This window comes from Sulfitobacter indolifex (assembly GCF_022788655.1).
Taxonomy (GTDB): Bacteria; Pseudomonadota; Alphaproteobacteria; order Rhodobacterales; family Rhodobacteraceae; genus Sulfitobacter; species Sulfitobacter indolifex.
The window spans coordinates 407,322-426,769 of the sequence record NZ_CP084951.1 but is presented as its reverse complement, the minus strand read 5'-3'; the positions used below and the strand labels follow the sequence as shown (position 1 = coordinate 426,769).

20 protein-coding genes are annotated in these 19,448 nt (G+C 61.0%); 7 read left to right on the top strand and 13 right to left on the bottom strand.

The window, feature by feature from the left end; genetic code table 11:
- Positions 1–33: 33 nt before the first annotated feature.
- Together DSM14862_RS02070 and DSM14862_RS02065 are read right to left on the bottom strand one after the other, a co-directional pair.
- Complete coding sequence (locus tag DSM14862_RS02070) at positions 34–492, bottom strand: GAF domain-containing protein (protein ID WP_007118748.1); 459 nt, start codon at positions 490–492, stop codon at positions 34–36.
- 75 nt (positions 493–567) lie between these two features.
- Entirely contained in the window at positions 568–1,740 is a 1,173-nt protein-coding gene (locus tag DSM14862_RS02065; protein ID WP_007118747.1) for a thiolase family protein, read from the bottom strand.
- Between the two features lie 87 nt (positions 1,741–1,827).
- On the opposite strand from DSM14862_RS02065, the gene DSM14862_RS02060 reads away from it, so the two are divergent.
- From DSM14862_RS02060 to DSM14862_RS02050, 3 genes are all read left to right on the top strand, one after another.
- The gene (locus DSM14862_RS02060; RefSeq protein ID WP_007118746.1) at positions 1,828–2,166 is read left to right on the top strand and encodes an STAS domain-containing protein; all 339 of its coding nucleotides are present in this window, start codon (positions 1,828–1,830) and stop codon (positions 2,164–2,166) included.
- A gap of 4 nt (positions 2,167–2,170) precedes the next feature.
- Positions 2,171–2,638 carry an ATP-binding protein gene (locus tag DSM14862_RS02055; RefSeq protein WP_007118745.1) on the top strand — a complete coding sequence of 156 codons (468 nt, stop codon included), beginning with the start codon at positions 2,171–2,173 and terminating at the stop codon, positions 2,636–2,638.
- Positions 2,639–2,864: 226 nt separating this feature from the next.
- Positions 2,865–4,442, top strand: coding sequence for a gamma-glutamyltransferase family protein (locus DSM14862_RS02050; protein WP_007118744.1), 1,578 nt, complete (start codon positions 2,865–2,867; stop codon positions 4,440–4,442).
- Positions 4,443–4,478: 36 nt separating this feature from the next.
- On the opposite strand, the gene hspQ is transcribed toward DSM14862_RS02050, so the two are convergent.
- Entirely contained in the window at positions 4,479–4,805 is a 327-nt protein-coding gene (hspQ, locus tag DSM14862_RS02045; protein ID WP_007118743.1) for a heat shock protein HspQ, read from the bottom strand.
- Positions 4,806–5,106: 301 nt separating this feature from the next.
- On the opposite strand from hspQ, the gene DSM14862_RS02040 reads away from it, so the two are divergent.
- Positions 5,107–5,697 (top strand): transglycosylase SLT domain-containing protein, encoded by a 591-nt coding sequence (locus tag DSM14862_RS02040; protein ID WP_007118742.1) that lies wholly within the window; start codon positions 5,107–5,109, stop codon positions 5,695–5,697.
- Between the two features lie 73 nt (positions 5,698–5,770).
- Here the strand turns inward: DSM14862_RS02040 and DSM14862_RS02035 are convergent, their stop codons facing one another.
- From DSM14862_RS02035 to DSM14862_RS02020, 4 genes are all read right to left on the bottom strand, one after another.
- On the bottom strand, positions 5,771–6,376 hold the full coding sequence (locus DSM14862_RS02035; protein WP_007118741.1) for a LolA family protein: 606 nt from the start codon (positions 6,374–6,376) through the stop codon (positions 5,771–5,773).
- 175 nt (positions 6,377–6,551) lie between these two features.
- Entirely contained in the window at positions 6,552–9,464 is a 2,913-nt protein-coding gene (locus tag DSM14862_RS02030; protein ID WP_007118740.1) for a DNA translocase FtsK, read from the bottom strand.
- A 12-nt stretch (positions 9,465–9,476) separates the two neighbouring features.
- The gene (locus DSM14862_RS02025; protein ID WP_040700458.1) at positions 9,477–10,661 is read right to left on the bottom strand and encodes an aminotransferase class I/II-fold pyridoxal phosphate-dependent enzyme; all 1,185 of its coding nucleotides are present in this window, start codon (positions 10,659–10,661) and stop codon (positions 9,477–9,479) included.
- A 120-nt stretch (positions 10,662–10,781) separates the two neighbouring features.
- Positions 10,782–12,116 (bottom strand): amidase, encoded by a 1,335-nt coding sequence (locus DSM14862_RS02020; protein WP_007118738.1) that lies wholly within the window; start codon positions 12,114–12,116, stop codon positions 10,782–10,784.
- An 86-nt stretch (positions 12,117–12,202) separates the two neighbouring features.
- Here DSM14862_RS02020 and DSM14862_RS02015 point away from each other — a divergent pair, with 86 nt between their 5' ends.
- Positions 12,203–13,429 (top strand): FAD-dependent monooxygenase, encoded by a 1,227-nt coding sequence (locus tag DSM14862_RS02015; RefSeq protein WP_007118737.1) that lies wholly within the window; start codon positions 12,203–12,205, stop codon positions 13,427–13,429.
- Between the two features lie 15 nt (positions 13,430–13,444).
- Here the strand turns inward: DSM14862_RS02015 and DSM14862_RS02010 are convergent, their stop codons facing one another.
- The 5 genes from DSM14862_RS02010 to DSM14862_RS01990 all read right to left on the bottom strand — a co-directional run bounded on the left by DSM14862_RS02010 (position 13,445) and on the right by DSM14862_RS01990 (position 17,017).
- Positions 13,445–13,627, bottom strand: coding sequence for a Trm112 family protein (locus tag DSM14862_RS02010; protein ID WP_007118736.1), 183 nt, complete (start codon positions 13,625–13,627; stop codon positions 13,445–13,447).
- Complete coding sequence (locus DSM14862_RS02005) at positions 13,624–14,268, bottom strand: LON peptidase substrate-binding domain-containing protein (RefSeq protein WP_007118735.1); 645 nt, start codon at positions 14,266–14,268, stop codon at positions 13,624–13,626. The genes DSM14862_RS02010 and DSM14862_RS02005 overlap by 4 nt, the downstream gene beginning before the upstream one ends.
- Before the next feature lie 27 nt (positions 14,269–14,295).
- The gene (trxA, locus tag DSM14862_RS02000; RefSeq protein WP_007118734.1) at positions 14,296–15,216 is read right to left on the bottom strand and encodes a thioredoxin; all 921 of its coding nucleotides are present in this window, start codon (positions 15,214–15,216) and stop codon (positions 14,296–14,298) included.
- Between the two features lie 54 nt (positions 15,217–15,270).
- A complete protein-coding gene (locus tag DSM14862_RS01995; RefSeq protein ID WP_007118733.1) occupies positions 15,271–16,059 on the bottom strand; it encodes an exodeoxyribonuclease III in 789 nt (262 codons plus the stop codon).
- Between the two features lie 271 nt (positions 16,060–16,330).
- The gene (locus DSM14862_RS01990) at positions 16,331–17,017 is read right to left on the bottom strand and encodes a response regulator transcription factor (protein ID WP_007118732.1); all 687 of its coding nucleotides are present in this window, start codon (positions 17,015–17,017) and stop codon (positions 16,331–16,333) included.
- A 162-nt stretch (positions 17,018–17,179) separates the two neighbouring features.
- Here DSM14862_RS01990 and ribA point away from each other — a divergent pair, with 162 nt between their 5' ends.
- A complete protein-coding gene (gene ribA, locus DSM14862_RS01985; RefSeq protein ID WP_007118731.1) occupies positions 17,180–18,271 on the top strand; it encodes a GTP cyclohydrolase II in 1,092 nt (363 codons plus the stop codon).
- Positions 18,268–18,762 (top strand): L,D-transpeptidase family protein, encoded by a 495-nt coding sequence (locus DSM14862_RS01980; RefSeq protein ID WP_007118730.1) that lies wholly within the window; start codon positions 18,268–18,270, stop codon positions 18,760–18,762. The genes ribA and DSM14862_RS01980 overlap by 4 nt, the downstream gene beginning before the upstream one ends.
- Here the strand turns inward: DSM14862_RS01980 and DSM14862_RS01975 are convergent.
- On the bottom strand, positions 18,752–19,405 hold the full coding sequence (locus DSM14862_RS01975) for a YggS family pyridoxal phosphate-dependent enzyme (RefSeq protein WP_007118729.1): 654 nt from the start codon (positions 19,403–19,405) through the stop codon (positions 18,752–18,754). The two genes, DSM14862_RS01980 and DSM14862_RS01975, sit on opposite strands and share 11 nt — an antisense overlap.
- Between the last annotated feature and the right edge of the window lie 43 nt (positions 19,406–19,448).

Below are 19,448 nucleotides of genomic sequence, written 5' to 3'. Positions count from 1 at the left end.
ATGCCGCCCCGCGGATCAAGCGGGGCGTGACCTTTAGGCGGCCGCAGCGAAACTGTCCTTGAGGATCGCCGCCAATGCATCGGCATCCGCTTGGGTGAAGGCATTTGGTTGGTCGCTGTCGATGTCAAAGACCCCCAGCAAATCCCCCGCCCCATTCCAAACCGGCAGCACCAGTTCCGACCGTGTCGACGACGCGCAGGCGATATGACCGGGGAAGGCATCGACATCTTCCACCAACTGCACCTCGCCCGTGCGCGCCGCAGCGCCGCAGACCCCGCGCGAGAATGGGATCACCAGACAACCGTGACCGCCTTGATAGGGTCCGATTTTCAGCACTTCGGGCGCGGTCACGCGGTAAAATCCCGTCCAATCAAAACGGTCATCGGATTGATGCACCTCGCAGGCGATGGTGGCCATCAAGGCCACGGCGTCATCTTCGCCCTCGGTCAGGGCGGCGATGGTTTTGGCAAGGGTTTGGTAGTCGACTGTCATGGGGAAACTCATATTGCAGACGGGAAAAGGGAGGCAGGCCGCCTCCCCTTCAGGATACTTTGGATGGCCCGAGGATCAGGGACGCTCAATCGCGATGGCGGTGCCTTCGCCGCCACCAATGCAGATCGCCGCGATGCCACGCTTCAGCCCGCGCTTCTCCAACGCGTTCAGCAAGGTCACCATAATCCGCGCGCCAGAGGCGCCGATAGGATGGCCAAGCGCACAGGCGCCGCCGTTGACGTTCACGATATCATGCGACAGGTCCATTTCATGCATAAAGGCCAGCGGCACGACGGCAAAGGCTTCATTGACCTCCCAGAGGTCCACGTCCTCTTTCTTCCAGCCGATCCGCTCCAGCAGCTTTTGCGCGGCGGGCACGGGTGCTGTGGTGAAAAGCCCGGGCGCTTGGGCATGGCTGGCGTGGCCGACGATACGCGCACGGATGTTCAGACCCTTGGCATTGGCGCTGTCCTCATCCGCCAGAACCAAAGCCGCCGCTCCGTCTGAAATCGAAGAGGAGTTTGCCGCCGTCACCGTGCCCCCCTCGCGGAAAGCAGGCTTTAGCTGCGGGATCTTCTCAGGCCGGGCGCTGGCGGGCTGTTCGTCCGCGCTAACCGTGGTGCTGCCTTTGCGCGATATCACCTCAACCGGGGCGATTTCATCGGCGAAAGCACCGCCTTCCTGCGCCTCAATCGCGCGCGACAGCGATGCCAGCGCATAGTTATCCTGCGTCTCGCGGGTGAACTGGAAACGCTCGGCGCAATCCTCGGCGAAGGTGCCCATCAGGCGACCCTTGTCGTAAGCATCTTCCAAGCCATCAAGGAACATATGATCGATCACCTGCCCATGGCCTAGCCGCGCGCCGCCGCGCATTTTGGGCAGCACATAGGGCGCGTTGGTCATGCTCTCCATGCCGCCCGCGACCATCACATCGGTATGGCCAAGTGCGATCTGGTCAAAGGCCATCATCGCCGCCTTCATGCCTGAACCGCACATCTTGTTGAGCGTGGTGGCCGGCACCTCTTCGCCAAGACCTGCCTTAAAACCGGCCTGACGCGCGGGCGCTTGGCCCTGCCCTGCGGGCAGAACGCAGCCCATCAGCAGTTCTTGCACCTCGGCGGGGTTCATCGCGCCCAACGCGGCCTTGATCGCGCTGCCGCCCAATTCCGCGGCCGTAAGCCCTTCGAAAGCGCCCTGAAAGCCGCCCATCGGGGTTCTGGCTGCACCGGTTATGACAACATTGCGCATCACGTTCTCCTTGAGTTGGGCCGCATACCAATTGGTAAGGTTTTGCGGTTAATCATGTCTTGAACTTCACAGTCTTGAGGCATGTCTATGGAAGTTTCCGCTAAAACAGAAGACCGCTTTTGCGTGGTCAGCGTGCTGCACGAACGGATTGACGCCGCGGCCGCGCTTGAGTTCAAGGACGCCGTGCGCCACGCCACAGCCAGTGCCCCACCGGTGGTGATCCTTGACCTGCACCGGGTCAACTTTATTGATTCCAGCGGGCTGGGCGCGATCGTGGCAGCGATGAAGCATCTGGCACCGCAGCGGGCCTTGGTGCTGGCCGGACTAACCCCCGCAGTCGAAAAGGTCTTTGCCCTTACCCGAATGGATACGGTTTTTGGCATATTCGGCACTTTAGATGCTGCCTTAACCGCGCATCGGGGATAGCGCGGTGCGGCGGCCCGCCGCGCGGTCTGCGCTATCCCCGTTTGAGATCAGCATCCACAGCGGCCCCTGTGCCGCGCGCGAGGCGCTGGCGCTTTTGTTTGACGGTCTTACCTGTCTCAAGCTGGAGGCTGAAGAGACCTGCTTAGTAAGGCTCGTATTGGCTGAGATGCTTAACAATATCGTCGAACACGCCTATCCAGACCCGGATCGCCCCGGGCCGATCCATATCGCCTGCCACCACGAACCGGATGGTCTGCATCTCTCTGTCAGTGACGAAGGGTTGCCGATGCCGGATCTACAAGCACCCTTAGGCCTGCCGCAGGAAATTGACGGGCCGATTTGCGACCTACCCGAAGGGGGCTTTGGCTGGTTCTTGATCCGGGATCTGGCCAAAGACCTAAGCTATCAACGTTTGGCGCAGGAAAATAGGATTGAACTGCGGTTGGCGGTGGGCCTGCTAACGTCCGATTAACCTCTATGGCAGGGCGGCACGCATATTCCCCAAAACGGCCCCTCTGGGATCACATTTGCGCCTTGGTTAAGGGGCATAGTGAAACCTGTAGCTGCATATGGCTTCCCTCGGTGCCGCGTTTAATAGCCCCCACCCAGTACGCGGCACCGAGGATCTTACCCCCGCATTGGCAGAACCGAATCGACCGGATAGGGTCGCGCTGACAGACATCAGTGAGGACCTGTAGATGCGCGATTTTCACCTTCCAGGCCGTTCGGCCGTTTTTGCGACGAACGGCATGTGCGCTACCTCGCACCCGCTGGCGGCGCGAGCGGCGGTCGATATCCTTGCACGCGGCGGCAACGCGATGGATGCGGCAATAGCGGGTGCGGTCTTGCTGGGCATTTGCGAGCCGCAGATGACCGGGATTGGTGGGGATTGCTTTGTGCTTTACTCCCCCGCGGGCGGCGAAGAGGTACTTGCGCTCAACGGCTCTGGTCGCGCGCCTGCGGCTCTGGATGCTGCCAAATTGCGCGACAAGGGCGAAAAGACCGTGCCGCTGCGCTCTGCCGATGCGGTGACAATCCCGACCGCCATTGATGCCTTCTGCCACTTGTCTGAGAGCGTGGGTAAATTGGGGTTGGACGCGCTGCTCGCCCCCGCGATCCACTATGCCGAAGCCGGTGTGCCCGTCGCGCCGCGCGTGGCTTTTGATTGGGCCACGGATGGCGGCACCCTTCAGGGGCGCGCGCGGGATCATTTCCTCATCAACGGGAAAACGCCCCGCGTTGGTGACCTCTTCCGCGCGCCGGGCCAAGCCGAAGTGCTGCGTTGCGTCGCCGCGCAGGGGCGCGATGCTTTTTATACCGGAGAGATCGCCGAAGACATGATCGCCACGCTGCAAGCCGCAGGCGGCAGCCACAGTGCCGGAGATTTCGCAGCAGCACGGTGCGAGGCCACGACGCCCGTCTCGGGCCAATACAAAGACCTCGAAGTGGTGGAGCATCCGCCCAACGGCCAAGGCGCCACCGCCCTCCTACTAATGAACATCCTGAGCCACTTCGACATCGCCGGAATGGACCCTCAAGGCGCAGAGCGGCTGCATATCGAGGCCGAGGCCACCAAGCTCGCCTATGATGCGCGCAACCGCTTTCTGGCCGACCCGGACCATACGACGCGGCTCGGCCACATGCTTGCCCCCGAAACCGCCCGCGGTTTGGCCGCGCTGATCGATCCCAAACGCGCCATGGCTGCCGCCGCGCCGATCAGCGAGGCGGTGCATAAAGACACGATCTACATCACCGTGGTAGACAGCGACGGCATGTCAGTGTCGTTGATCTATTCAATCTTCCACGGCTTCGGCTCTGGCATCGCGTCAGACAAGTTCGGCATCCTGCTGCAAAACCGTGGCGCGGGCTTCACGCTGGAAGAGGGTCATCCGAATGAGTTGAAAGGCGGCAAGCGCCCGATGCATACGATCATTCCCGGCATGATCCGCGAGAACGGTCGCGTCACCATGCCCTTTGGGGTGATGGGCGGGGCCTATCAGTCCTACGGCCACGCGCGCTTTGCCTCAAACCTCACCGATTTCGGCATGGACGTGCAAAGCGCCATCGACGCGCCGCGGGCCTTTGCCGATGGGCAGGTGATGAAGGTCGAGCGCGGCTTTGGCGATGAGGTCCGCCAGAGCCTGAGCGATATGGGCCATAAAGTTGTGATACCCGACACCGCAATCGGCGGCGCTCAGGCGATCCGCATCCGCGAAGATGGCGTGCTGGAAGGGGCCAGTGACCCGCGAAAAGACGGCTGTGCTTTGGGGTATTGATGGAACGACAGTCTGGCGGGCAGTGTACCGCCGGGCTTAGTTCAACTGGAAGTGTAGCGGATAGGCACCATCGGTGAAGGGGCCGAAGAGATCGGGAATGTCGGGGTGGTCCACAGGCTCCCCCGAATAATCGGCCACGAGGTTCTGCTCGGACACATAGGCCACATAGTAGCTCTGATCATTCTCGGCCAAGAGATGATAGAACGGCTGGTCTTTCACCGGGCGGCTCTCTTCGGGGATCGCCTCATACCATTCTTCGGTATTGGCGAATTCCGGGTCGACGTCAAAAATCACGCCACGGAAGGGATGCTTCTTGTGACGGACAATTTGCCCGAGGTGATATTTTGCGCGCGTTCGTATCATAACATGCTGCCCTACCCCTCGACGGTAGTCCTTTCAAGGGGCATTTGTCCAATCATGGTAGCGGTTGGCAGGGAAACAGACTGTGAACCTGCAGCCGACAGTCCGATTTACCTTTGTCCTCTATGGGTGAGATCAATGCGCTCGTTAGGCCTTCGCGAAATCCCGCCTGTGGGACGCTGAGTGGTCAGCGCATTATCGCGCAGCCCTGCGCGGATTTTCCCAATTTAGTGATGTGATGAAGGGGTGGAATCGGTTAAACTACAAAAAAACGTACTTATAAAAAACGAGAGGCGAGAGGCAGATGAGCAAGCATCTTCGCGCAATGATTATCGTGCTGCTGGTAGCATCCTGCGGCGGTGGCCCACAAACGGCCCCGCGTGATCTGGATAATGCCTGCACGATTCTCAAAGAGCGCCCCGACTACCTGAAAGCATTCCGCGCGACCGAGCGGAAATGGGGTGTGCCCATCCACGTTCAGATGGCCACCATTCACCAAGAAAGCAAGTTCGTGGCCGATGCCCGGACACCGTTCAAATATGTGCTGGGCGTGATCCCGATGGGCCGCCAGTCCAGTGCCTATGGCTATTCGCAGGCCTTGGACGCAACTTGGGATGAATACCTCAAATCCGAAGGCAGCCGCCGCGCCAAGCGCGATGAAATTCGCGACGCGAGCGATTTCATGGGGTGGTATATGAACCAAACCCGCCAGCGGAACGGCATCTCATTGCATGACGCGCGCAACCAATACCTCGCCTATCATGAGGGTCACACCGGTTATGCCCGGCAGAGCTATAACAGCAAAGCCTGGTTGGTGGGTGTTGCGGGCAAGGTTGATTCCCGTGCGCAGCTCTATGAACGTCAGATTGCCGGGTGCCGCTTAGGCCGCTGGTAACCCCTGCGCCACGACCAAACGCAAAACGCCCCGGTCAGCCTGACCGGGGCGTTTTCTATTTCTGGCGAGCTGCTTAACGCTTGGCGCCAGCGCGTGCGCCTGCGGTGTCAAACAGGCTGTTCGAGATATTGCCCCCGGCCTGCATATCCCCCAGCACAACGGTCGTCGCGCTGCCGTTGCCGTCGTTGATGACCCACTGGCGCAGCTGCACCGGGTTGCCGGTGAACTTCATCTGGATGTTGCCATACTGCGGGTTCGCCGGATCCTGAGCCGTCACCGTGGTGGCAGTACCGTCATAGCTGTGGCCGGTGACCATCTTGGCGCGGCCCAGATTGACGTTGTCGGCCAAGATGATCGACAGCGGGGTGCGCGCCAGCGGGTAGGTCTCGGCCGGTTGGTTGGATTTCTTGTCATAGATCACAACCGTGTTGGCCCCGGCGACGACCAAACCACTGTCGGGCGCGTTATATTCAAACCGCACCTTGCCGGGGCGTTTGATATAGATCGTACCGGTGCTGATCGAGCCATCGTCGTTGATCTGGGTGAAGTCACCTTTCGCTGTCTTCAACTGGTTCAGATAGCCTGAGATTTCGTTCAGCGACAATTGCTGCGCCGCCGCCGCCAAGGGGGCGGATACGGCCAAACCAATCGCCAGAATCGCAGAAGTAAGTTTACGCATGTTGTTCGTCCTGTGTTGCCTCACGCTCTGACATAGGGCGGGTTGCCGTGATATTCGATATCAGGGCGCGGTTTTTCGCTAACTGCCCTGCTCCGCCATAAAAAAACACCGCCGGACGTGGGGCCCAACGGTGTTTTTTCATGCTCGGTCCCCAAGAGGGGAGGGCGAGGTAGCCCTATCCCTGTTCCGGCACCAGAATTTCGCGCTTGCCGACGTGGTTGGCCGGAGAGACCAGCCCTTCGTCTTCCATCTGCTCGACCAGTCGCGCGGCCTTATTATAGCCGATCGCCAGTTTCCGCTGGATGTAGGACGTTGAGCATTTGCGGTCTTTGATGACCACCTGAACGGCAGTGTCATAAAGCGCGTCTTCGCCATCGGTGTTGCCGCCAAGGCCCAGCACCGCGTCGATATTGCTTTCATTATCCTCGGACGGACCTTCGACCACACCGCCGACATAATCCGGCTCACCAAATTGCTTGAGGTGGTTGACGATCTCTTCGACCTCTTCGTCGCTGACGAAGGGGCCGTGGCAACGGGTGATTTTCGCCCCGCCTGCCATATAAAGCATGTCGCCCATGCCCAGCAGCTGTTCGGCACCCATTTCACCCAAGATCGTGCGGCTGTCGATTTTCGAGGTCACTTGGAAGGAAATCCGCGTGGGGAAGTTTGCCTTGATCGTGCCGGTGATAACATCGACCGACGGGCGCTGCGTCGCCATGATCAGGTGGATACCCGATGCCCGCGCCATCTGCGCCAGACGCTGGATGCAGGCTTCGATCTCTTTGCCTGCGACCATCATCAGGTCGGCCATCTCGTCGACAATCACGACGATATAGGGCAGCGCCTCGGGTGTTGTTTCCTCGGTCTCAAAGATCGGCTCGCCGGTATCGTCGTCAAAACCGGTCTGCACGGTGCGGCTAAACATCTCGCCTTTGGCCAGTGCTTCGCGGACACGCCCGTTGTAGCCTTCGATATTGCGCACGCCCATCTTGGACATCTTGCGATAGCGCTCTTCCATCTCGCCCACGGTCCATTTCAGCGCGACGACGGCCTTTTTCGGGTCGGTCACAACTGGGGACAGCAGATGCGGGATGCCGTCATAGACCGACAGTTCCAGCATCTTGGGGTCGATCATGATCATCCGGCATTCCTGCGGTGTCAGCTTGTAAAGCAGCGACAGGATCATCGTGTTAATCGCCACGGATTTACCCGAACCAGTGGTCCCCGCGATCAGCAGGTGGGGCATTTTCGCAAGGTTCGCGACAACCGGGTCGCCACCGATGTCCTTGCCAAGCGCCAGCGGCAGGCGCTGGTTGCCGTCGCCGAAATCGCGGCTCGACAGGATCTCGCGCAAGATCACCTTCTCGCGGTGCTCATTGGGCAGTTCGATCCCGATCACGCTACGGCCCGGCACGGTCGAGACACGCGCGGAAAGGGCAGCCATGGAGCGCGCGATATCGTCCGCGAGACCGATCACACGGCTGGCTTTGAGGCCCGGCGCGGGTTCAAGCTCATACATCGTAACAACAGGGCCAGGGCGCACGGCGACGATCTCGCCTTTTACGCCATAGTCATCAAGCACGGTTTCCAGCATGCGCGCGTTTTCTTCCAACGCCTCATCGCTCAGGTGCAAACGCTGCACGCCTTCGGGGCTTTCCAAAAGGCTCAGCGGTGGCAGTTCAAAGCCGGGATGCGTGTCTTCAAAGGTCAATGCGGGCTGCGCTTCGACCTGTGCCTGCTTGGAAGGCTGCACGACCCGTCGGATCGGCTGTTGCACCACTTTACGCGGCTCGGCCACGGGAATTTTCATCGCTTCGGGTGCAGGCGCTTGCTGCAAAGGCAGGCTTTCGGAGGTGACTGTATCTTCGTAAGGCTCGTCCATCGGCTCTTGCATCATCGGCTCTTCGGCCATCAGCTCCGGTGCAGGCTCAGGCTGAACCTGCGGCCTGCGCAGCAGCGGCTCGGGGCGCAATGTAGCAGCGCCTGCGGTCAGCGGCGGCTCGGCGCGCAGGGTGGCGGGCTGGCTGGTGTTCAACAGCAGCGGGTCCGGTCCACGGCCCCGGCCTTTGGTCAGCGGCGCAGTTGTCGGCGTGTGGATCGCATTGGCATTGCGGACGCGGTTCTTGATCACATCGGCGATCTTGCTTTTGATGCGCTCCTCACCCGGTGTCTCGTCGACGATGGCGTCGCTATAGGTCTCGATCAGCTCGAGCTCGGGCATACCGGCTTCGGGGCGTTTGATAAGGCCCGGCATCCGGCCAAACATGCTGCGCGGCTCTGCTTCCAACTCGGCCATAGGGGCTTGTTGCGCGTAATAATCCTGACCTGCGTCCGGTGCGGCCCAAGTGTCGGCTTCCTCAGCCTCTTGCCGGCGGCGCTCACGGCGCTCGGCCTGACGGGCCGACAGGTTCTGCGCGGCCACAACGGCACCGCTGGCGCCCCGGCCCAAAAGGGTCATCAACCCGGCATAGGCCATGATCAGGCCAACCAGCAAGAACCGCGTGATGCGCACCAACTCAGTCTTGGTGAAGCCCAGCACAAAAGCGCCCAAGGCCAGAATCGCCACGCCCATCAAAAGCGACATCAGCTTGACCGTCAGGGTCGAGCCAATCGGCAAGATCGTCAAAAGCGCGCCCATGACAGTATCGCCAAAGAGCCCGCCCAGACCGAAACTATGGGTTAGCAGCCATTCCTGACCGGGGGCCAATGTCGCGGCATAAATCGCCCCAAGCGCCACGGCGATAGGGGCAAAGATCAGACGCCCAATGGCGCGGTCATCCCCCTGATGCAGCGCGAAACGCCCACCCCAGAACAACAGGACGATGGCAATGCCCCAAGCGCCCCAACCAACGATCATGAACAGCGGTGCAGCGATGGAGGCACCGATCCGGCCCATCCAGTTCTGCACCGGCGCGTCGGTCGAAACCATCCAGTTGGGATCGTCGGGCGTGTAGCTGCCGATCATCATGGCAGCCATGACGCCCAGCATGATCAGTGCCAGTCCCAGCAGTTCACGACCGCGCTTTTCGATTGCCTCGGCCATGTTGCTGTCTAGCAATGGATCGCGTCCCCGTGTCTGATATGCCATGTCGTCCCTCGCTTATGTCGAATACAGACAGTCGCGGATCGCTTCCAACCCGCGCGTCGTTTCGTCTTTTGGGGCCACCAAGGCGACCCGAATGTAATTCTGACCGGGATTTGTCCCGGCGACGTTCTGCGCCAAATAGCTGCCGGGCAGCACCCGCACGCCTGTCTCGCGCCACAGTTTCAGCGCTGCGGCCTCGTCATCCTCGACCGGGAGCCACAGGAAGAACCCTGCCTCGGGGCTCGCATAGCCCGGCACATTGCCAAAGATACGGTCGGCGATGGCGTATTTCTCTTGGTAGAGCGCGCGGTTCTCTTCCACATGCGCCTCATCCGCCCAAACGGCGGCAGCGGCCTGCTGCAAGGGCAGCGGCAATGGCGCGCCCGCGTAGTTGCGCAACTGTTTGATCTCACGCATCGTCTCTGGTCCGCTGGCGGCAAAACCCGCGCGCAGCCCTGGCAGATTGGAGCGCTTCGACAGCGAGTGAAAGATCACCACGCGGTTGCGGTCGGTGCCCAGTTCCTTAACCACCTCCAACGCGCCGGTGGGCGGCGTGTCGCGGTAGATCTCAGAATAGCATTCATCAGCGAAGATCAGGAAATCATATTTCTCGGCCAATGCGATCAGTTCGGCCCAATAATCGCGCGAGGCGACGACGCCCTGCGGATTGGCGGGCGAACAAAGATAGGCCGCCGTGGTGCGGCGCAGCACATCTTCGGGCAGGCTGGCAAAATCGGGCAGATGGCCGGTCTCTGCGGTGGCGGGCACCATAATGGGCTCTGCTTCTCCGGAAATCGCGCCGATCATATAGACTTGGTAGAACGGGTTCGGCATCAGAATCGCTGATTTTTCGCCGTTCTTAGTAGGCGGACAGAGCGCGATGACAGCGTTATAAAGCCCCTCGCGTGTGCCGTTCAGGGCCATAACCTCAGTATCGGGGTCCATCTCAACGCCATAGCGCCGGGCGATCCATGCGGCGATGGCGCCGCGCAATTCGGGCGAACCGTCGTTCGGCGGGTATTTGTTAAAGCCCTCGGCGTGTTTCGTGATCTCATCGGTGACCCAAGCCGGAAACGCATGCTTCGGCTCGCCAATGGTCATATGGATAGGCGTACCGCCGCCTTCATGCCCATCAAGCAAGGCGCGCAGGCGCGGCCACACGTGGGCCGGAAGGTTCGAAAACCGCTCAGGATACATCATTAAAACTGCCTCGGATCGGGATCATTCATGCCCCGTTTGCCCCAAGGTACCCAAGGGCGCCTCTCCCGTCCAGAAAAACCGGGAGATTTGCGGCCCTTGTGGCTTTTCGGTCGTGCGCTGTTATGCCCCGCGCAGCGCTGCTTCAGCAGCTGCACCAAGGCGCAAAAGCTGCTCCTCGGCATTGGGCGCGGCCATAAAAGAGATGCCGCATGACGGCGCGCCGGTCGGCAACGTAAGCGCGCAGAGCCCCATCAGATTCGCGACTCGCGTGTTGCGCAGCGACAGGAGATTCTGTGCGAGGTAGTAGTCATGGTCACTATTGAGCCGCTCAATGTTCGGCGGCAGCATCGGTGCAGTTGGCACCAGCACCGCGTCATAACCCGCAACGGCCCGGTCATAGCCTGCCCGCGCCAGATCAAGCTTGGCCCACGCCGCCACATAATCGGGGCCCGAGAATCCTTTACCCAGCTGGAAACGCTCCAAAATTTCGCTGAACATCGCTTCAGGGTTTGCCTCGATCACATCGCGCCACAAGCCGTAGGCTTCGGTGGTGTAGAGGCATGAACTCAGCGGCATCGCATCTTCGACCTCGGGCACGGCGATTTCGTCGACCGTGGCGCCCGCTTCTTTCAGCCGCTCGATCGCGGCTTCAAAGGCCGCTTTCGGCTCGTCTGAGAGGTCTTCCATCACAACGTTGGTCAACACCGCAAAACGGCAACCTTCGAGATCGCTTTCGTGCAAATCGGGAGATTTGGCACCTTCCAAAACGCCCAGCAGCAGCGCTGCATCTTCGACCGAACGGCAAAGCGGGCCGACCGTATCGAACTTCGCCGCCAGCGGCACCGTCCCGGCCAACGAGACTCGGCCCGCTGTGGTTTTCAATCCGACCAAATCATTCCATGCCGCCGGAATACGAACCGACCCGCCTGTGTCGGAGCCAATTGCCGCCGCCGCCAGCCCAAAGGCTACTGAGGCCGCAGCGCCAGAGGACGACCCGCCCGACACACTGTCAGGCTCGTTCACGCAGGGCGGTGTCGCAGTGCTGGGGTTATGACCAAGGCCCGAAAAAGCCAATTCGCTCATATGGGTCTTGCCCAAACAGACCAGCCCCATGGCCGTGGCATTGGCGAGGACTTCGGCGTCGTTTTCCGGCACGCGGCCTTCTAGCAGCTTTGTCCCCGCCTCCGTCGCCGTGCCCGCGGTGTCAAAAAGATCTTTCCAAGAGATCGGCACGCCATCAAGCGGCGAAAGGCGCTGCCCTTCGCGGGCGCGCTCTGCCGCCGCCGCTGCTTCGGCGCGGGCGCGGTCAGGGGTGACACGGGCATAGATACGGTCGCGCATCGGGTGCGCGTCGATGGCATCGAGATAGGTGTCGCAAAGCGCCACGGGGTCGATATCGCCAGTCGCAATCCCGCGCCCCAGATCCGCCGCCGTCATTTCCAACCATTCGCGCATGTCGTACCCCTTTGCCACTGTTCGTGGCGAACCTAGCGACCGTTCGGCGCATGGACAATCCCCGCCCGCAGGTCATATTTAGGGCCATGGAATTTGACCACGATATCGCGATCATTGGGGGCGGCCTGAACGGCCCTGCCCTTGCCCTGGCCCTTAGCCGCGCCGGGTTGCGCGTGGCAGTGATTGATGCCCTGCCCGCGCAGACGTTTGAAGATGCCGAATTCGATGGCCGCGCCTATGCGCTGGCGCTGACGTCGGTCCGGTTGATGGAAGGCATCGGCATCTGGCCCGAGATTGCGGATGACGCCCAGCCGATGCTGGAAATCAAGGTGACCGACGGGCGCGCGGGGACCGGCCCCTCCCCCATGTTCATGCATTTCGACCATGCCGAGATTGAAGAAGGCCCGATGGGCCATATGGTCGAAGACCGCCACCTGCGCCGCGCCTTGCTGAAGGCGGTGAACGACGACCCGGCGATCACGGTGCTGAACGATACGCGCGTTACGGAACAAAAGGTGGAGCCGACCGGCATCACTCTGACGCTTGAGAGCGGCAAAAGCCTGCGCGCGCGACTGGCAGTCGGCGCCGATGGCCGTGGCAGCGGCACAGCCGAACGCGCCGGGATCAAGCGCGTCGCTTGGTCCTACGCGCAGACCGCGCTGGTCTGTGTGGTCAACCACGAGAAGCCGCATCACGGCATCGCGCATCAGTTCTTCATGCCGCCCGGCCCGCTGGCGATCCTGCCGCTGACCGGGAACCGCTCGCTTATCGTTTGGAGCGAAGCCAAAGCCAATGCCGCCGCGATCAATGCCCTGCCGAACGCGCAATACCTCGACGTGCTGCGCCCGCGCTTCGGCAGCTTTCTGGGTGAGATTTCACTGACCGGCCCGCGCTACAGCTATCCGCTGGGCCTGTCGCTGGCCCATTCGATGACCGCCCCGCGCGTGGCGCTTTTGGGGGATGCAGCACACGGGGTGCATCCCATCGCGGGTCAGGGATTGAACGCAGGCCTGCGCGATGTGGCAGCCTTGGCCGAGGTGCTCGCCGATGCGGTTCGCCGTGGCGAAGACCCCGGTAATGATGCGGTACTGGCGCGCTACCAAGAATGGCGACGTTTTGACAACGCGAGCCTTGCTCTGGCGACCGACAGCTTCAACAGACTGTTTTCAAACGACAACGCACTGGTGCGTCTGGCCCGCGACATGGGCATGGCCACCATCAACGCCCTGCCCGGCCTGCGCCGGACCTTTATCCGCGAAGCGGCGGGGCTTACCGGTGAGCTGCCCAGATTGATGCGTGGAAAGCCCCTGTAACGGGGCCGTGCCGCGTTACAGCGTCCGCGCTTCGTCCGGCAGCATGACCGGAATGCCATTGCGGATTGGGTAGGCAAGCCCGGCAGCTTTTGACACCAGCTCCTGCTTTTCGGCGTCATAGGTCAGCGTGGTCTGGCTGCGCGGGCAAATCAACGCCTCCAGCATCCGGCGGTCAAATTGAATGGTTGCATCCGTCATTGCATCAAGCCTTCTTCCTGACCGCCGCGCATTGCGAATTCGATCAATGTCACCAATGTTTCGCGCCGCGTTTCGAGCGAGGGCGCCTCAAGCAGCGCTTGTTTGTCCTCGTCCTCGAACTCAAGCATCATCGACAGGGAGTTGATGAGCAACTCGTCCTCGGCGTCTTTCAAAGCATCCCAATCCGCCGAAAGCCCGCGTGCATCAAAGTAGCGGCCTAACAGGTCAAGGAACCGCGCGCGGTCAAAGGTATCGTCAAACTCATCCTCGCCGAGGTCACGGTCAAACCCCGACCAATTCACATCGCAGCGGCGATAGGGGCAAAATCCCTCGATCTCTTCCACAACACGGAAACGAGACACTCCGCCCAGCGTCACCATATAGCGGCCATCTTCAGTCTCGGAAAACTGCGTGATGCGCCCGGCACAGCCGATTTGGTGCAGGCCGTTGCCCTCGCGGCCAGGCACTTCGTTGGGCTGGACCATGCCGATCAACCGCGTATCGGTTTTGAGCGCGTCTTCGATCATCTGAAGATAGCGCGGCTCAAAGATATGCAACGGCAGGCGCGAGCGGGGCAGCAGCAGCGCCCCTGCCAAGGGAAAGATCGCAATAGTCTGAGGCAATTCTGCTGGCTTGATCATGACAAGGGACTTAGTGCGCCCGCCTCCTCAGGCAAATATCATCGACGACAGTTTGCGGCGTCCGTTCAACACCACCGGATCATTGGGTTTAAGCGCCTCAAAAATGGTGAAAAGCTGCGTCTTGGCGGCGGCGTCATTCCACTCACGATCCCGGCGGAAAAGCTCCAACAGGTGATCCACGGCCCCTTCGGCATCGCTATGCGCATAAAGCGCTTGGGCCAGATCAAACCGCGCCTGATGGTCGTCGGGGTTTGCCTCGACCTTCTCGGTCAACTCAGCCACGGGGCCTGCGTCAGCGGCCTGGTGCGCCAGTTGCAACTGGGCATGGGCCGCTTCGAGTTCGGGCGCTTTTGAGATTTCAATCGGCGCGCCGTTCAACAGGGCTTCGGCCTGCTCCAACTCGCCCATCGCGATATAGGACCGGACCATCCCGCCATAGGCAGCGGCGTTCATCGGGTCTTCTTCCAAAATCGCGGCAAAGGTCTGCGCCGCATCAGTAGCGGCACCTTCGGCCAGCATCTCTTCGGCGGCGGCCACGGCATCGGCGAGCGTATCACCGGGTGCCTCGCCGCCCCCCGCCTTCACAACGCGGTCAACGAAGGCCTTGATCTCAGACTGTGGCTGCGCGCCTTGAAAACCGTCGATCGGCTGGCCTTTGTAGAATGCATAGACTGTGGGGATCGACTGAATTTGCAACTGGCCGGCAATTGCCTGTGCCTGATCGACATCGACCTTCACCATCTTCACCGCGCCATTGGCCGCGCGAACCGCGTCTTCCAGCATCGGGCCGAGCGTTTTACACGGGCCGCACCAAGGCGCCCAGAAATCGACGATGACCGGCACTGTCTGCGAAGCTTCGACCACATCGGCCATAAAGGTCGCTTCGGTCGTATCTTTAATCAGGTCGGCATCCGCAGGGGCGGCGGTGGAAAGGTTCAGGTCAATCATGATGTCATCCTCGCTAATCGCGTTTGGCTTTATATGGACGTGCAGTGGCCCGATTCAAAGGTCAAAACTGGCAAAAACCGGCGCGTGGTCGCTGGGTTTCTCCCAACCGCGGGCATCACGGACGATATGGCTGGAGTGTCCGGCCTGCGCGATATCAGCAGTCGCCCAGATATGATCGAGCCTGCGGCCCTTGTCGGCGGCATCCCAATCGGCGGCGCGGTAGGACCACCAGCTATAGAGATTCCCCGTCGGCACGTCCTGCCGCGTGATATCGACCCAATTGCCTGCATCCTGCACTGCGCCAAGTGCCTCGACTTCAACCGGCGTGTGGCTGACGATCTTAAGCAGCTTTTTGTGATCCCAGACATCATCCTCACGCGGGGCGATGTTGAGGTCGCCGACAAGGATCGACTTCTCAGGCTTATCGCTATGAAACCAGTCGCGCATTTCTGAAAGGTAATCGAGCTTTTGGCCAAACTTCTCATTGATCTCACGGTCGGGTTTGTCACCACCTGCAGGCACATAGAAGTTGTGGATCGTCGTGCCATTTTCCAGCTTTGCCGCAACATGGCGCGCGTGGCCCAGCATGGCGAAATCTTGATCGCCGGCGTCCAGCAACGGCAGCTTCGACAGGATCGCCACGCCGTTGTAGCCCTTCTGCCCGCGCGCCACCATGTGGGTGTAGCCCGCCGCCTGAAACGCCTCGACGGGGATCTTATCAACGGGGCTTTTGCATTCCTGAAGGCACAGCACATCCGGCCCGTGCTCCGCGAGCAGCTTTAGCACCAAAGGCTCGCGCAGGCGGACAGAGTTGATGTTCCAAGTGGCGAGGGAAAAGGACATGGGCGCAGGCTCCGGTCTGGGGGGTGGTCCGGCACAGTAACGCGGGTGGCGTGGGGGTGCCATGCGGAAATCTGCGGCGCGGGTCACGGGGGGGGGCGGACGATGGACAGCGGACAAAAAAAAGGCCGGGCACAGTGGCCCGGCCAGTCCAACAGGGAGGTATGTACCTTTGCCCGGGTACAATAGTCGGGCTTCAAACCGAGTGGCGGGTCATGAAAACCCCGCCTCTCAGTATTTCCAACCAAGAAAGGTTGGAAATTGTTCCCAGTTTTTATGCCATCAGGCGATAACCACCGGATTCCGTTACCAACAAACGGGCATTCGAGGGGTCAGGCTCGATCTTCTGCCGCAGGCGGTAAATGTGGGTTTCAAGCGTGTGGGTCGTGACGCCCGCGTTATAGCCCCATACCTCATGCAGCAGCACATCGCGCGGCACCACACCGTCGGTCGAGCGGTAGAGGAACTTGAGGATATTGGTTTCTTTCTCGGTCAGACGCACCTTGCGGTCGTCTTCCGTTGTCAGCACCTTCATGGCGGGTTTGAAGGTATAGGGCCCAAGCTGGAACACCGCATCTTCGGACTGTTCGTGCTGGCGAAGCTGCGCGCGGATGCGGGCCAGAAGGACCGGAAATTTGAACGGTTTGGTGACATAGTCATTCGCCCCGGCATCAAGGCCAAGGATCGTATCAGCATCGGTATCATGCCCCGTCAGCATCAAGATCGGGCTTTTCACCCCCTGCTTGCGCATCAAACGGCACAGTTCGCGCCCATCGGTGTCCGGTAGGCCGACATCAAGGATCACCAAGTCATAAAGCGCCTCTTTGGCCTTGGTCATCGCTTCGGTGCCATTGGCGGCTTCAAAAACGTCGAAATCTTCGGTCATGATAAGCTGTTCGCTCAGCGCTTCGCGCAGATCATCGTCGTCGTCAACAAGCAGGATTTTCTTAAGCTGGGCCATCTATCTCTCCGTCTGTTGTCTTATACATGCGCTTCGGCACGGTGTCCGACAAGGGATGTGACCTCTGTCTCACAGCCTCGTGTCAACAAAGCGTGAAATGTTTCAATTCCTTGGGAAATAACTTAGATAAACGCTGAAGCCTTTGCGGAGTTGCAACAAACCATGAGTTTCGCCCCGGACATTACCGAACAACTGGCGCGCGCGCGGGCCGATTTACGCATGGGCGTGCCCGTGGTTTTGGCAAAGGGGGCGCAGGCCGCCCTCGTGTTGGCGGCGGAAACGCTCACCGCGCAGCGCCTTGCGGATGTGCTGGCCCTGGGCGGTGCGCCGGTGCTGGCGATCACCGCACGGCGGGCCGAGACGCTGAAGGCCCGCGCCTATGACGGCAATCTCGCCCGCGTTCTGCTGCCCCCCGGCGCGACGCCCGCTTGGGTGCAAAGCATCGCCGATCCAGCGGATGACCTGCGCGCGCCGATGAAAGGACCGCTGCAGACTGCGCGGGGTGGCGATACCGCCGCGCACAGTGCGGCGCTTGATCTGGTGAAAGCGGCGCGAATGCTGCCCGCTGCGTTGGTGCTGGACTTGCCGCAAGGCGCGGATTTCGCGCGACAGCATGGCCTGACCCTTATTGATCTCACCGCCGCCGCCCCCGTTCTTGCGCGCCGCAGCGCGCTGCACCCAGTGGTCAATGCCCGCCTGCCGATGGAGGTGTCAGAAGCCGGTCGCCTGCATATTTTCCGCCCCGAAGACGGCGGCGAGGAGCATTACGCCATCGAGATTGGCCGCCCTGCCCGCAATACACCCGTGCTTTGCCGCCTCCATTCGGCCTGCTTCACGGGCGATCTGATGGGCAGCCTGAAATGCGACTGCGGCCCGCAGCTTCGAGCCGCGCTGGCGCAGATGGGCGGCGAAGGCAATGGCATCCTGCTGTACCTCAACCAAGAAGGGCGCGGCATCGGCCTTGCCAACAAGATGCGCGCCTATTCCCTACAAGATCAGGGTTTTGATACCGTAGAGGCCAATCACCGCCTTGGATTTGAGGATGACGAACGCGATTTCCGCCTTGGTGCGGACATCCTGCGCTCAATGGGTTTCTCCGCTGTGCGATTGCTGACCAACAACCCTCGCAAGGTCGGCATGATGGAGCAAAGCGGCATCTCTGTGACCGAACGGGTGCCGCTGGCCGTGGGCGAGAACCGCCACAACAGCGCCTATCTGGCGACCAAAGCTGCGAAATCGGGGCATCTGCTATGACCCCGAATGACATGGTGCTAACGCCCACGGGGCTGCGCTTTCAGGGTCAGCGCTATGCCTGCAGCATCGGCAAGGGCGGGCTGACGGACAACAAGCGCGAAGGCGATGGCGCCACGCCGCGCGGGATACATCGTTTGGTCGGCATGCTTTACCGGCCTGACCGTATCGTGGCCCCAAGTGCGTGGGCGCAGCCGATCCTGCCGGGGGATCTATGGTCAGATGCCAGTGGTCAGCCCGATTACAACCACCGCGTCCGCGCGCCTTATGCCCATAGCCACGAGGCGCTGCGGCGGGCTGATCCGCTGTATGACTTGGTGATACTGACTGATTGGAACTGGCCGGAAGCCGACGCCGGGCGCGGCTCCGCGATCTTTATCCACCAATGGCGGCGGCCTGGCTATCCGACCGAAGGCTGCATCGCCTTTTCGCGCGAGGATTTACACCACATCGCCGCGCGGGTGGGCCCGGCGACGCGGCTGATTATTCGCTAACACGTTCGCCAAAGATAGCAGAGCCGACACGCACATGGGTTGCTCCAAGCGCGATGGCCTGCTCAAAATCGCCGCTCATGCCCATCGACAGGCCGCTGAGATCATTGCGTGCGGCGATCTTGGCCAGCAGCGCGAAATGCAGCGATGGCGCCTCGTCCACCGGGGGGATGCACATCAGCCCTTTGATCGGTAGGTCAAGTGCCCGACATTCCGCAATGAAATCATCCGCCTCACGGGGCATCACGCCGGCTTTCTGGTCCTCTTCACCCGTATTTACTTGAATGAACAGATCGGGGCAGCGGCCCAGTTCTTCGGCCAGACGCGCGATGGTCTTGGCCAGCTTGGGGCGGTCAACGGTATGGATCGCATCTGCCAGCTCTATCGCTTGGCGCACCTTATTGGATTGCAATGGGCCGATGAGATGAAGCTCAACATCCGCGAACTCCTCGCGGAACCCCGGCCATTTGCCCTCCGCTTCCTGCACGCGGTTCTCACCAAAAATGCGATGCCCCTCGTCCAATACTGCGCGCACGCGGGCGTCGGGCTGAACCTTGCTCACGGCAATCAGCTTGACCGATCCCGCCGCGCGGCCTGCATCGGCTTCGGCCTTGGCAATACGGTTTTTGATGTCGCTGAGACTCATTTTCGGCCCTCCATTTCAGGCGCGCAGAAAACAACAGGCCCGC